Raw genomic sequence first — 13,542 nt, 5'->3', positions numbered from 1 at the left:
CGCCCGGCCCACGTTGTCAGTTCACTCTGCGGTTTCAGTCGACCGAAAAGACCGGCTTGTACCCTTCCGGCGGCAGGATGTTTTCACGCGCGGTGTCGTTGATGTTGGACGGATCGACGACAAAGATCTTCGGCCCCACGTGCTTGATATAGTCTTTGCCTTCAAGGATGCGCACCGCCTGATCCATCGCGATCCGCCCCTGAACGACCATCGAATCCGCCGGCGCCGCCAAGATGAAGCCGCGCTTGATGCCGGTGTAGACGCCCGGAGTCATGTAAAAGGCCAGCAGATCGACCTTGCCCTTGAGCCCGCGTTCGCGGATCAGACCCTGCGCCGCTTCGGCGGTCACGGCCGTGCCCGCCAGATAGCGCACATCGGGGTTGGCCTGCAGCACGTCCTCGACCAGTTTCAACTGTGCTTCCTTGCCGGTGTCGCCGAAACGCGGCTCCAGCACCTCGACCGCAGATCCTTTGACCGCGTCCATAAAGCCCGCATGCGCGGCCTCGACCCAGCCAGCGCCTGCGGGTCCGGGGAACCAGCCCACCTTCACCGGCTCGGACCCGGCGGGATGCTTGTCGGCCAGATACTTGCCGGTCGAATAGCCCATGGTCCGGAACGACACCAACGACTTGGCCGCCAGATCGGGCGAGGACATGCCGTTGATCACGTCGATCACCGGGATCCCCTTGCCAGCCACTTCCGCGACCACGTTATTGAGCCCCTCGTAAGAGATCGCGCCGATGATCACCGCGTCGGCCCCGCTGGAAACGCAATCCTCGATCTGGCCGATCTGCTTGTTCAGCTCGGTATAGCCGCCAGCCTCGACCAGATTCATCTTGACGCCAAGGCGCTTGGCCTCATCGGCAACACCGTAATCCACGCCCAGCCAATAGGCGTCTTTCATATGCGGGAACGACACGCAAATGTTCCAAGGCTTCTCGGCCTTTTCCAGCGGCGTATAGGTCACAGCCGAGGTTTCGCCATCGGTCGAAAACGCCGGTGTGACCTCCTCGGCAGGATAGGGATACCACGCATCTGCGGCAAAGGCGCTCGCAGGGATCGCGGTCGCCAACGCCAGCGCGGCGGCTGTCTTGAGGGTAAGCTTCATTGTTCTGACCTCCATGTCAGTTGTTGAATTCAAAGCGGAAATCCGCATTTTTTGTTTTATTGCGGCGCCTTAGCCGATGTACTTTCGCATCATCTCCAGCACGGCCTTGCGCTCGGCCCGCGCCTGAAGCGCCTCTTCCATCTCGACCTTGATGAATTTGACCTGCGTGTTGGGCTGCAACTGCCCGATCAAATCCATATCCGCCGAGATCACCGCGCCGAGGGTGAAATACCCACCGCCCGACACCGCGTCACGGTGCAGCACGATCGGCTCCGATCCGCCCGGCACCTGAATCGAGCCATAGGAATAGCAGCCATCAACGATGTTCGAGGGATCGGCACCTGCGCCAAAGGGCTGTTCGCGCTCGACAAACTCCATCGGTTGGCCGCCACGGAAGCGATAGCCCATGCGGTCGGCCTCGGGCGCGACGGTCCAGGTGTCGTTGAAAAAGTTCTGCCCTGACGCTTCGGTCAGCCGATACCAGTACAGCCCGGTCAGCACCCGCAACTCGGTCGGGGAACCGGGACCGCGCCGCAACTCGGCCGGCGTGCTGCGCCCCTCTTCCACCAGCGGTGCCGTGCCCACCGGCAGTTCGTCGCCAGCGGCGATGTTGCGGCCATGAAAGCCACCCAGCGCACCGATCGGATAGGTCGAGCGGCTGCCCAGCGCCGGTTCGGTGGCGATCCCGCCCGAAACGGCGATATAGATCCGCGCGCCCGATTTCAGGAAGCCAAAGCTCAGCGTTTGGCCGGGCTTGACGGTAAAGCTGGTCCAGCTCTCCTTGGTCACGCCATCTAGCAGGATCGGCATCTCGCCGCCGGTAATCGCCACGCTAGCCTCGGCGGTAAAGGTGATCTCAGGCCCCATGAAGACGGCCTCAAGACAGGCGGCCCCTTCCGGGTTACCAACCAGCATATTGGCCGCGCGCAGAGCCAGACGGTCCATCGCGCCCCCCTCGGGAATCCCGAGGTGGAAATAGCCGGGCCGGCCCAGATCCTGGATCGAGGTGGCGAGACCGGGTTTGACAATATTAAGCGTCATTGAGCGCCTCCATCAGCTTGGCGTTAAAGCCGGTCATATCGGCATTGAACGCGTCGAGATCGAAATCGACCTCGGCGATGCGCGGGGCATAGGTCCCCTGTTCGACCGCAGCGGTGATGCGATCATATTCGGCACGATCAATCGGTTTCCATTTCACGATGTCGCCGGGTTTGAAGAAGACCATGAAGTCTTCAAGGTACGACACCTTCTGTTCCGGATCGAAAATCGGCATCGGCGTGATCCCGAACATCTGATAGCCACCAGCCCCGCGCACCGAATAGATGCAGGAGAAGCAGCCGCCATAGCCCACGGTATGCCGGGGCGTATCCGTGCGCGGGCGCAGGTATTTCGGCACCTGCAACTGTTTCTCACGCTCGACCAGTTGGTACAGGAACGGCAGCCCCGCCACGAAGCCGACCATCGACACGAACCAAGGCTGCGAATGGTGCGCCTCGATAAAGGCCGCAACACTGTCATAGCCGTTGATGCGCGCCGCATAATCCAGATCCGATCCGCTGGGATCCTGATGCCGTTCGCGGAACCGCATCAGCGTCTCGTGGGTCCAGGGATCCTGATAATAGACCGGGATCTCGATGATCCGGGTGGACAGGCGTTTTTCAGCCTGCTCCGCCTTGTGCTCCAGCTCCTTGATCTTGGCCATCATCGTCTCGGGCGCGATCACGTCGGGATCAAAGCGCACCTCGAACGACGCATTGGCCGGGCAGATCTCGGTGACGCCGGGAATATTGGCCTCGCGCACCGCTTTGCTCATCGACAGCGAGATGAAGAACGCGTCCAGCGACATTTCTTCGTCTACTTCGACATAGATGTGTTCGTCGCCGCCATAGGAATATCGTGTCTTCACGACGCACCTCCTGTTGTTGCTTTTGTCAGGTTTCCGGCCTCAAGCCAGGGCTCCAGCCATTGGGTGTGAAAGCGACCGGCGCGCACATCCTCGTCAGCCGCCAGCGCCAGATGCAGCGGCGCGGTGGTCTTCAACCCCTCCAGGCCAAGCCCTGTCAGCGCCTCGGCAAGTTTCGCGATGGCCTGTTCCCGCGTCGGGGCGTGCACGATCAGCTTGCCCAGCAGCGAGTCATAGAACGGTGGGATCTGATAGCCCTCGTAGAGAAAGTGATCGAACCGGATGCCGTCGCCTTCGGGAATGGTCATCGCGCCGACCTTGCCGGGCCAGGGCATGAACTGCATATGCGGGTCTTCGGCATTGATCCGCACTTCGATCGCGTGACCGTTACGCTGGATGTCTTCCTGCGCAAGGCTCAGCTTTTCGCCGCCGCAGACCCGGATCATCTCCTGCACCAGATCAATACCGGTGACCATCTCGGACACCGGATGTTCCACCTGAATACGGGTGTTCATCTCGATGAAGTAGAATTCGTTGCGGGCCTCGTCATAAAGATATTCCAGCGTGCCCGCGCCGCGATAGTTCACCGAGCGCGCCAGCGCCACGGCCGAGGCACACAGCGCCTCGCGCGTTTCGTCGTCAAGACAGACGGCGCCCGCCTCTTCCCAGACCTTTTGACGGCGCCGCTGCAACGAGCATTCGCGCTCATAAACATGCACGGCACGCTCGCCATCCCCGATAATCTGCACCTCGATATGCCGGGGGCTTTGCACCGCGCGCTCCAGATAAAGCCCGCCATCACCAAAGGCTGCCTGCGCTTCCTGCTGCGCCTGAGGTGCCAGTTTGCGCAGCTCCGCCTCATTCGCCGCGATGCGGATACCGCGCCCGCCGCCACCGGCCGCCGCCTTGATCATCACCGGATAGCCCACGGTTTCGGCGACCTCGGCCGCCTCGTCCACGGTTGCGACCCGCCCCTTGGAGCCGGGCACCACCGGCACGCCAGCCGCCTCGGCAGCCTGACGCGCGGCCACCTTGTCGCCCATCCGTTCGATGGTGTCGGCGGTTGGACCGACATAGGCGATGCCAGCCGCTTCCAGCGCGCGGGCGAACTCCGGGCTTTCCGACAGGAACCCATAGCCCGGATGCACCGCATCGGCCCGGGTGGCCACGGCGGCGGCAACCACCTTGGCAATGTCGAGATAGGAATCCTTGGAGGGCGCGGGCCCGATGCAGACCGACTCATCGGCGAGCTTGACCGCCAACATATCGGCGTCCCCCTCCGAATAGGCCTGAATGGTGTGGATCCCCAAGGCCTTGGCGGCCCGGATGATCCGCACCGCGATCTCCCCCCGGTTTGCGATGAACAGTCGGGCGATATCCATGCTCAGTCGTCCAGCTCGGCCAGCACCGCACCGGCGGTCACCGGGGCCTCGTTATCGACCGTATAGGCGGCAAAGGTGCCCGCCGCTTCGGCCTTGATCTCGATAAAGGTCTTCATCACTTCGATCAGCCCGATCACGTCACCCACGGCGACCGCATCGCCCTTGGCCTTGAAGGCGGCCTCTTCCGGCGACGGCTTGTGATAAAAAGTGCCCGGCAGCGGGGATTGGATTTGTACCATGTTGATCTCCTGTTCGGCCCGTTTGCTCAGGCCATGTTTTCAAGTACGGTCGCGGCAGGTGCGATGGTGATGCCATTGTCCAGCAGCGCGGCGCGGATCGCCTTGCCGTTCTCCAGCGCGCCCGGCGTGTCCGAATGGAAGCAGATCGATTCAAACTCGATCTCTATGTCCACACCGCTCACCGTGCGCACCACGCCCTCTTTGCAGGCACGCAGAGATTTTTGCGCGATGGCCTGCGGATCGGGCCGCGCCACCTTGCGCGCGAACACGATCGAGCCGCTTTCATCATAGTCCCGGTCCGCAAAGAATTCGCGCACTACCGGCTGGCCCATCCGTTTGGCCACCTCATAGGTCTTGGACACGCCCATACAGAACAAGATCACCTCGCCACAGGTCTGGCGCAGCATGTCGACCATCGATTGCGACAGCTCCTCGTTGACTGCCGCCTCCATGTAGAGCGCGCCATGCGGCTTCACATGCTGCAACGGAATCCCATGACGGCGACCGAATTCACGGACCGCGCCCACCTGATAGACGATGTCGTTGACCAGTTCCTCGGGATTGGTGCGGATATAGCGACGCCCAAAGCCTTGCAGATCATTGTAGCCCGGATGCGCCCCCAGACCCACCCCATGCTGTTGCGCCAGCTTGATGACCCGGTCCATCGAGTTGGGGTCGCCAGCGTGAAACCCGGCCGCGATATTGGCCGAGCTGATCAACGCCATCAGGTCTTCGTCAGAGGCCTCCCCCAAGGTCCAGTGGCCAAAGCCCTCGCCCATATCACAATTCAGATCGATGATGTCGCGCATGTCCCACCCTTGCTGTTGTGGGGATCATCTTGGCTTTGAACCCCGCGACATGTAAATTTCTAAAATATGGTTAGGCATTATCTGTTTATTCGATATGCAAAACCCCGTATGCGTAACGCAATCTCGGGGACAAAGGCATATTCTCAAGGCTCAAGACCCCGGGAAATCCTGTTATCGAAAATTTCGATACTTGCCCCATACAAATTCGGATACCCCGCCATGATCAACTTTCGCCATCTGAAGTACTTTGTCGCCACCGCAGAATCGGGTCAGGTCAGCCGCGCCGCCACGCTGCTGTCGATCTCGCAATCCTCGGTCACCGGCGCGATCCGCGATCTGGAGGCCGAACTGGGCGCCACCCTGTTCCAGCGATCGGCCCAAGGGATGGAACTGACCGAGGCCGGGCGCGAATTCCTCGCCTCGGCGCATGAAATTCTGGAAAAACTGGACGAGGCCAGTAAGCTGACGCGCCGCCACTCCACCGTCACCGGGGTGATCTCGCTAGCCGCGACCTATACGGTGCTTGGCTATTTCCTGCCCTATCATCTGGACCGTCTGGCGCATCTCTATCCGGGGCTGGAAATCCGCCTGTCCGAATTGAACCGCGAAAGCATCGAAGAGGGGCTGTTGTCCAACCGGTTCGACATGGCGGTGGTGCTGACCTCGAACCTCAACAATCCCGAACTCGACAGCGAAACCCTGCTGCGCTCCTCGCGACGGCTCTGGGTGCCCAACAACCACCGCTTTCTGCGCAAGGGCAAGGGCAAGGCCAGCTTCAAGGAGATCTCCGAAGAAGAATACATCATGCTGACGATCGACGAGGCGGCCCATACCACGATGAAATACTGGAGCGGGACCAGCTATCAGCCCAAGGTGCGGTTGCGCACATCCTCGCTCGAAGCGGTGCGCTCCATGATCGCCAATGGCCAGGGGATCACCATCCTGTCCGATATGGTCTATCGGCCCTGGTCACTTGAAGGCAAACGCATCGGCACGGTGACCACCGAACGCGAGATCCCCTCGATGGATGTGGGGCTCGCGTGGCGGCCGGGGATCGAATTCTCGCGCCCGGTGGCGGTGCTCGCGGATTACTTCAGGCAGTGCTACACGCTGCCGCAGACCCCGTTCTCGCTCCCCCGGTCCTGAACGCCGTCAGGCCCGCGCGCCGGACGGCCTCACAGGTCAGGCGTCAAACGGGGTCGTATCGCCCGGCCCGAGCGGCAACTGCATCATCACCGTGTCCAGCCAACGCCCGTGCTTCCAGCCCACCGACCGCAACACGCCGGCATCGGCAAACCCCGACGCCCGGTGCAGCGCGATCGAGCCGTGATTGTCGGAATCTCCGATCACCGCGATCAACTGGCGCAACCCCGCCGCCTCGCACCGCGTGATCAGCTCTGCCATCAACGCGCGCCCGACGCCCAGCCCGCGATAATCCTCGTGCACATAGACCGAATCTTCCGCCGCCCCGCGATAGGCCGGGCGGGCGCGATAGGCCGCAGCATAGGCATAGCCCGCCACCGCGCCCCCCGATAGCGCCACCAGATAGGGGTATCCGCCGTCCCGCACCGCCTGCCAGCGCGCGCCCATTTCCTCAAGGCTCGGCGGCTCCAGTTCGAAACTCGCCGTGCCGGTGCGCACCGCCTCGGCATAGATCGCATGCACCTCGGCGATGTCGTCGGCAGTACAGTCGCGCAGGACCAGTTTGGTATCAGATGGGCGAGTCATGAATCACTCCAGAACAGGGGTCGCGCGGTCTATCGCATCCCTTTGGGGCAAAGAAAACGCCCTCCTCTCGCTATCCCCGCCCGTGCGCCGCAGCAAAGTCCCCCCGCGGCCCGCTCCACAATCCATCGCAAAATTTCCGATCCACGCCCCGGCGTTCCCGATCCGGTGCATGGGGCCCCACCACGCGGCCCGGATAGCGACAAAAACCCGCCTACGCTGCTGGATCAGCCCCACGCGCCCTGACATAGAAACCGGACTCCCTCCGGGAACGGGCAAAACTGCCGCCTTCCCCCCGACCCTCAGGACAGATCACCGATGACCACATATGCCCTCACCGTTTCCTGCCCCACCCAACGCGGCATCGTCGCCGCCGTCGCCGGCTATCTGGCCGGGGCCGGTTGCAACATCCTCGACAGCCACCAGTTCGACGACACTCAAACCAACCGCTTTTTCATGCGCGTCAGCTTTGAAAGCGAAACCGGTGAGACCCGCGAACAGCTGACTGACGGCTTTGCCCCGATTGCCGAGCGGATGGAGATGGACTTCAAGATCCACCCCACCTCGGAGCGGATGAAGGTTATCCTGATGGTGTCACGCTTTGGCCACTGCCTGAATGACCTGCTCTATCGCTGGCGCATCGGCGCGCTGCCGGTCGATATCGTTGGCGTGATCTCCAACCACCTCGACTATCAGAAACTGGTGGTGAACCACGACATCCCGTTCCACCACATCAAGGTCACCAAGGACACCAAAGCCGAAGCCGAGGCGCAGCTTTTGGCCGTCGTGGAAGAGTCTGGCGCCGAACTGATCGTACTGGCCCGCTACATGCAGGTTCTGTCCGACACGCTGTGCCGCAAGATGTCCGGGCGGATCATCAACATCCACCATTCCTTCCTGCCCAGCTTCAAAGGCGCTAACCCCTACAAACAGGCGTTCGAACGGGGCGTGAAACTGATCGGAGCCACCGCCCATTATGTCACCGCCGATCTGGACGAAGGGCCGATCATCGAACAGGACACCGCCCGCGTCACCCACGCGCAGTCCTCCAATGATTATGTCTCACTTGGTCGCGACGTCGAGGCGCAGGTCCTCGCCCGCGCGATCCACGCCCATATCCACCACCGCACCTTCATCAACGGCAACAAGACGGTGGTCTTCCCTGCCTCGCCCGGCTCCTACGCCAGCGAAAAGATGGGCTAAAACCGGAGGGATGGCGGCGCGGCCTAGTCCGCCGTGTCGCCGACCAGCTTCTTGCGCAGGGATGCAGCATCCGCGCCCGAAAGTCCGGCGGCGCGCAGATATTGCGGAATGCTGCCGTGGCGTTTCTCGATGCTGTCGAGCGCCGTGCTCATGGTGCCTGCGGGGCTGCGCAGCATCTTCTCATAAGACGCCACATCGCCACCTTTCTGGCGCGAGCGTTCAAGAAATTCTGCCACCAGACCCGGGATCAGATCGGCAGTCATCACATAGTCGGCGATGATGTCTTCCTGCCTGACCCCAGCCAGCCCCAGCAGCATCGCCGCCACAAGGCCGGTGCGGTCCTTGCCGGCGGTGCAATTGAACATCACCGCCCCCCCCGGGGCCTCGGCCATCGCCGACAGGATATCGCGGATCGCCGCGTGACGGGTCTCCAGCGCCGACAGGTAAAAGGCCAGCAACGGATCGGCTTCTGTGGAACTCTGCAACCCCATCGTTGCCGGGGCGAGATCCTCGAACAGCGGGACATTGAGGAACTCCACCCCCGACAGCCCGGCCAGCAGGCTTGGGGCCTCCTCGAGCTCGGCGGGGGTGCGCAGGTCGATCACCGTGCGCAGCCCCTCGTCCAGAAGCAGGTCGATCCCGCCCTTGTCCATCCGGTGCACACTGTCCGCCCGCAGGAAGCGACGCCATTCGGTCTTGCGCCCGCTGCGCGTGCCATAGCCGCCAAGGTCGCGGATGTTGTATGTGCCCGCAATGGGCAGGTGCCGGTCGCGCGGCCGTGTTTTGGTCGTCGGAGTGTCCATCTAGCTAAAGGCCCTCAACCGTGACTGATCTATCCGCGTCACTTCCCGCCGGTCCGGGCTGAACGGCACAAAGGTTACGCTCAGCCCATGGGGCCGCCAGACGCAAGAGGCGAACCCGGTGCCCTCGACGATAACGAGATCGTCGCGCTCCAGCAAATCAACGGTGGAATGCTGCCCGTTCGACACCACGATGGGAATACCATGCCAGTGGTTGACCTGATTGATGTGGATATGGCCGCTGAGAATGCCGATCACCTTGGCCCCCTGCACCACTTCGGCCAGACGCTCGGTGCTGGCCATGTCGATCGAGCCCCAAGGCAGACCCTCGGCATCAATGCGCGGCGGGTGGTGCATCACCAGCAGCTTGGGCACCTCGGGATGCGCCGCCAGCGCCTCCTCCAGAAAGGCGAACTGCGCCGCGTCGATACTGCCCGCGACTCGGCCCGGCACGCCGGTGTCCAGCGTGATCACGTGCAGGTCGCCCAACAGCTGTTGGTGGACATAGGGCTGCTCGGGCGCCGCGCCGGTAAAGACCGCGTTGAACCCCTCGCGCTTGTCGTGATTGCCCAAGGCCAGAACGATCGGAACGTTCAGATCGCGCAGGATCTCTTGCACCAGCTCATAGCTTTGGATGTCGCCGCGGTTGGTCAGATCGCCGCTGGCCACGACGAAATCGGGCGGCGGCGTCATCGCGTTGATCGCCGCGACCACACGGCGAAGCGTGCCGGGCGTGTCAGAGTGCAGGCTCTCGTCGCCGCTGTCGGGATGCGACACGTGTAGATCGGTAAGATGAATGAAACGGGTCATGTCAGGCTTTCGCGGCTTTTAACAGGGAACGGGTATACTCATGCGTCGGGGCGTTCAGCACCTCATGCGCCGGTCCCGCTTCAAGCGTATGACCATGCTGCATCACAAGGAGCGTGTCGCAAATGCTGGCCACCACAGCCATATCATGACTGATGAACAAGATGCCAAGCCCCAGTTCGTCCTGAAGATCCAGCAGCAAGTTCAGGATCTGCGCCTGAACCGACACATCAAGCGCCGAGACGGCCTCGTCCGCGACCAGCAACGCAGGCCGGGTGACAATGGCACGGGCGATGGCGACGCGCTGGCGTTGGCCACCCGAGAATTCATGCGGATAACGCCCCGCGACCGAAGCGGTCAGGCCGACTTGCTCCAGCGCCTCGTCGACGCGGGCCTTGCTGTCCTCGCCCATCGCACGCAACGGTTCGGCAATCGACCAGCCGATGCTGCGGCGCGGGTCGAGCGAGCCAAAGGGGTCCTGAAACACCATCTGGAACCGGCGGCGCAGGCGGCGCAGCTCTTGCGACGACACCGCGTTCAGGTCTTGCCCCTCGAACAGGATATGGCCTTCGTCAGGGGCCTCGAACGCCATGACCATACGGGCGAGCGTCGATTTACCTGACCCGGATTCGCCGACGACGCCCAGCGTCTCGCCCCGATGCAGGGAAAAGCTGGCGCTGTTCACGGCGACCAGATCCGGGGCGGGCTTGAACAGCGATGTGCGCGGCAGCGCATAGCGCCGCGTCAACGCCTTGGCCTGCAACAGCGGCGCGCTCATGCCCCGCCCTCCGAAACCAGCGCATGGCAGGCGGCTGTGCGGTCCGCCGCAACGGCACAGACCGGCGCCCGCACCGCTGCGCAAACCGGCAGCTCCACCGGGCAGCGCCCCGAAAACCGACAGCCCGCGGGCAGGTCATGCAACTGCGGCACGACGCCCGGAATGGTGGTCAGCCGTGGCCGCTTGCCGTCCGGGCCGCGCGCCTTAGACTGCGGGCTGGGGCGCGCCTCCAGCAGGCCACGGGTATAGGGATGGGCCGGCGCGTCCAGCACGGCGCGGGTCGGTCCCCGCTCGACGATCTCACCGCCATACATCACCATGATCTCCGCAGTGGCCCGCGCCACCGCCGCCAGATCGTGGCTGACAAAGATCAGCGCCATGTTGCGGTGTTTCGCCAGCCGCACCAGCAGATCGGTGATCCGCAGCGCCACATTGGCATCCAGCGCCGTGGTCGGTTCATCCGCGATCAGCAGTTCGGGATCGCAGGCCAGCGCCAGCGCGATCAGCACCCGTTGCCGCTGCCCGCCGGACAATTGGTGCGGGAACTGCTCCAGCCGGGCCTCAGGATCGGGAATGCCGACCTCCTCGAACAGCTCGAACGCCCGGGCCCGGGCGGCAGAGCGACTCAGCCCCAGATGCTGGCGCAGCGGTTCGCACAGGGTCTCGCCCACCCGCCGCAAAGGGTTGAGCGCGGCCATCGGCTCCTGAAAGATCATCGCCACCTTGCGCGCGCGCAGCGCCTGCCAGTCGCGCTCGCTCGCCCCCGACATATCGCGCCCGTCGATCCGCAACTTCCCCGACAGCTTGGCCGCATCCGGCGCCATGCCCATCAGGCTCAACCCCAGCATGGTCTTGCCGCTGCCACTTTCACCCACAACGCCCAGCCGGTCGCCGGGGGTGATCACAAAGCTCGCCTCGCGCAGCGCTTCGCCCGCACCGAACGAGACCGAAAAGGATTGCATCTCGATCATCTAACGCTCCCGTGACAGGCGTGGATCGGTGACATCGCGCAACCCGTCGCCCAACAGGCCAAACCCCAGCACCGCCGTCACGATGCAAAGCCCCGGATAGATCGCCAGTTGCGGCGCCAGATAGATCAGCGTCTGCGCCTCGGACAGCATCCGCCCCCAAGACGGCGCGGGCGGCTGCGCCCCAAGACCAAGATAGGACAGCGCCGCTTCGGCCAGGATTGCCACGGCGAATTCGATGGTTGCCTGCACGATGATCGGCGCGGCAATATTGGGCAGCACATGATCGCGCGAGATCGCGAACCGCCCCAGCCCGGCAGCGCGGGCGGCAGCCACATATTCCCGCATCCAGATCTGGTTCGCCGAGGCGCGGGTGACGCGGGCAAAGATCGGGATGTTGATGAAAGCGATGGCCAGAACCGCATTGCTCAGCGACGGGCCGAACACCGCCGCCAGCATGATCGCGAACAGCAGCGCCGGAAAGGCAAAGCCAAGATCCGCAAGGCGCATGATCCCCTCTTCGAACACGCCCCCCACGGCCGAGGCCGTCAGCCCCAGCGCCACGCCGATACTGCCCCCCAGCAGCACCGCGATAAAGGCCACGGCCATCGAATTGCGCGCCGCCGCCATCAGTTGCGACACCACATCGCGCCCCAACTGGTCGGTGCCCAGCCAGTGCTCGGCCCCCGGCGCCGCGAACTTGCCCCGGATGTTCATCTGGGCAAAATCATGCGGCGTCCAGACCAGCGACAGCAGCGCGACGGCAACCACCAGCGCCACCAGAACGGCGCCAATCAACAGGTTTGAGGGAAGCTTTCGGGTCATGCACGCGACTTCAGGCGAGGGTCGATCAGCACATAGACCAGATCGACGACGAAATTCGCTGTCACCACGATGGCGGCGAACAGCATCACCAGCGCCTGCACGGTCGGCAGATCGCGGTTGGAAATGGATTGAAAGATCAACCGCCCCAAGCCAGGCAGATAGAACACATTCTCGATCACGATCGTTCCCGTCACCAGCGCCGCGAATTGCATCCCCACGATGGTGACGATCGGCACCAGCGCATTGGGCAGCACGTGCAACCACAGAACCCGGCGGTGCGAAAACCCGGTGGCGCGCGCGGTGCGGACATAATCCTGTCGCATCACCTCCAACACGGACGACCGTGTGACCCGTGCCAGCACCGCCGATTGCACCAGCGCCAGCGCCACGGTGGGCAGGACCAGCGAGCGCATCGCATCCAGCGGTTCGCCCCATCCGGGGAACCCACCGGGCGGGAACCAGCGCAGCTTGACCGCGAACAGGATCACCAACAGCATCGACAGCCAAAAGGCGGGGATGGCAATGCCGATCTGGCTCAGGAACATCACGCCCCAATCGCCGGCCTTGCCGTGATTGGCCGCCGCCCCGACCCCCAGCGCCAGCGCCAGAACCACGGTCAAAACGATCCCCGACAGCGCCAGCGAGACGGTCAGCGGCAAACGCTCGCCGATCAATTCCGACACCGGCACGCCAAAGGAATGGCTCACCCCGAAATCCCCGGTCAGCGCATGGCCAACCCAGAGAAAATACCGCGTGACCAGCGGCGCGTTCAGCCCCAGTTGCTCGCGCAGCGCGGCGAGCGCATCCTCGGTGGCGTCGAGCCCCAGAATGGTCAGCGCCGGGTCGCCCGGCAGCACATTCATCGCCGCGAACACCACGATGGAAACCGCGAACAGCGTCAGCGCAAAGCTCAACATGCGGCGGGCAAGGTAATATGTCATATCAGCACGTTCCTGCCCCTTTGCGACCAACCGGCCACAAAGGGGAAACGCCGG

15 protein-coding genes are annotated in these 13,542 nt (G+C 63.3%); 2 read left to right on the top strand and 13 right to left on the bottom strand.

Features of this window, described 5'->3' with window-relative positions:
• Positions 1-34: 34 nt before the first annotated feature.
• The 6 genes from torT to E1B25_RS03935 all read right to left on the bottom strand — a co-directional run bounded on the left by torT (position 35) and on the right by E1B25_RS03935 (position 5,441).
• Positions 35-1,108, bottom strand: coding sequence for a TMAO reductase system periplasmic protein TorT (torT, locus tag E1B25_RS03960; protein WP_132827373.1), 1,074 nt, complete (start codon positions 1,106-1,108; stop codon positions 35-37).
• Positions 1,109-1,177: 69 nt separating this feature from the next.
• Positions 1,178-2,149: a 5-oxoprolinase subunit C family protein gene (locus tag E1B25_RS03955; RefSeq protein WP_132827372.1), complete on the bottom strand. Its 972-nt coding sequence runs from the start codon at positions 2,147-2,149 to the stop codon at positions 1,178-1,180.
• Positions 2,139-3,014 carry a 5-oxoprolinase subunit B family protein gene (locus tag E1B25_RS03950; RefSeq protein ID WP_132827371.1) on the bottom strand — a complete coding sequence of 292 codons (876 nt, stop codon included), beginning with the start codon at positions 3,012-3,014 and terminating at the stop codon, positions 2,139-2,141. The genes E1B25_RS03955 and E1B25_RS03950 overlap by 11 nt, the downstream gene beginning before the upstream one ends.
• On the bottom strand, positions 3,011-4,393 hold the full coding sequence (locus E1B25_RS03945; protein WP_132827370.1) for an acetyl-CoA carboxylase biotin carboxylase subunit: 1,383 nt from the start codon (positions 4,391-4,393) through the stop codon (positions 3,011-3,013). The genes E1B25_RS03950 and E1B25_RS03945 overlap by 4 nt, the downstream gene beginning before the upstream one ends.
• A 2-nt stretch (positions 4,394-4,395) precedes the next feature.
• Positions 4,396-4,632 carry an acetyl-CoA carboxylase gene (locus tag E1B25_RS03940; protein WP_132827369.1) on the bottom strand — a complete coding sequence of 79 codons (237 nt, stop codon included), beginning with the start codon at positions 4,630-4,632 and terminating at the stop codon, positions 4,396-4,398.
• Positions 4,633-4,658: 26 nt separating this feature from the next.
• Entirely contained in the window at positions 4,659-5,441 is a 783-nt protein-coding gene (locus E1B25_RS03935; protein ID WP_132827368.1) for a 5-oxoprolinase subunit PxpA, read from the bottom strand.
• Between the two features lie 219 nt (positions 5,442-5,660).
• Between E1B25_RS03935 and E1B25_RS03930 the strand changes: the two genes are divergently transcribed.
• Positions 5,661-6,587, top strand: coding sequence for a LysR family transcriptional regulator (locus E1B25_RS03930; RefSeq protein WP_245510609.1), 927 nt, complete (start codon positions 5,661-5,663; stop codon positions 6,585-6,587).
• A gap of 36 nt (positions 6,588-6,623) precedes the next feature.
• Here the strand turns inward: E1B25_RS03930 and E1B25_RS03925 are convergent, their stop codons facing one another.
• Positions 6,624-7,169, bottom strand: coding sequence for a GNAT family N-acetyltransferase (locus tag E1B25_RS03925; RefSeq protein WP_132827367.1), 546 nt, complete (start codon positions 7,167-7,169; stop codon positions 6,624-6,626).
• A gap of 315 nt (positions 7,170-7,484) precedes the next feature.
• On the opposite strand from E1B25_RS03925, the gene purU reads away from it, so the two are divergent.
• On the top strand, positions 7,485-8,369 hold the full coding sequence (purU, locus tag E1B25_RS03920) for a formyltetrahydrofolate deformylase (RefSeq protein ID WP_132827366.1): 885 nt from the start codon (positions 7,485-7,487) through the stop codon (positions 8,367-8,369).
• A gap of 23 nt (positions 8,370-8,392) precedes the next feature.
• Here purU and E1B25_RS03915 read toward each other — a convergent pair whose 3' ends face one another.
• The 6 genes from E1B25_RS03915 to E1B25_RS03890 are packed head-to-tail and all read right to left on the bottom strand — an operon-like array spanning position 8,393 to position 13,488.
• Positions 8,393-9,172 (bottom strand): tyrosine-protein phosphatase, encoded by a 780-nt coding sequence (locus E1B25_RS03915; protein ID WP_132827365.1) that lies wholly within the window; start codon positions 9,170-9,172, stop codon positions 8,393-8,395.
• Positions 9,173-9,979 carry a metallophosphoesterase family protein gene (locus E1B25_RS03910; RefSeq protein ID WP_132827364.1) on the bottom strand — a complete coding sequence of 269 codons (807 nt, stop codon included), beginning with the start codon at positions 9,977-9,979 and terminating at the stop codon, positions 9,173-9,175.
• A gap of 1 nt (position 9,980) precedes the next feature.
• Positions 9,981-10,754: an ATP-binding cassette domain-containing protein gene (locus tag E1B25_RS03905; protein ID WP_132827363.1), complete on the bottom strand. Its 774-nt coding sequence runs from the start codon at positions 10,752-10,754 to the stop codon at positions 9,981-9,983.
• Positions 10,751-11,725, bottom strand: a complete 975-nt coding sequence (locus E1B25_RS03900; protein ID WP_132827362.1) for an ABC transporter ATP-binding protein — start codon at positions 11,723-11,725, stop codon at positions 10,751-10,753. The genes E1B25_RS03905 and E1B25_RS03900 overlap by 4 nt, the downstream gene beginning before the upstream one ends.
• Positions 11,726-12,547 carry an ABC transporter permease gene (locus E1B25_RS03895; protein ID WP_132827361.1) on the bottom strand — a complete coding sequence of 274 codons (822 nt, stop codon included), beginning with the start codon at positions 12,545-12,547 and terminating at the stop codon, positions 11,726-11,728. It lies immediately after the preceding gene.
• Positions 12,544-13,488, bottom strand: a complete 945-nt coding sequence (locus E1B25_RS03890; RefSeq protein WP_132827360.1) for an ABC transporter permease — start codon at positions 13,486-13,488, stop codon at positions 12,544-12,546. Before E1B25_RS03890 ends, E1B25_RS03895 begins: the two co-directional genes overlap by 4 nt.
• Positions 13,489-13,542: the final 54 nt, after the last annotated feature.

The organism is Antarcticimicrobium sediminis (genome assembly GCF_004348975.1).
Lineage (GTDB): Bacteria > Pseudomonadota > Alphaproteobacteria > Rhodobacterales > Rhodobacteraceae > Antarcticimicrobium > Antarcticimicrobium sediminis.
This window is presented reverse-complemented; position numbering and strand designations above follow the sequence as displayed.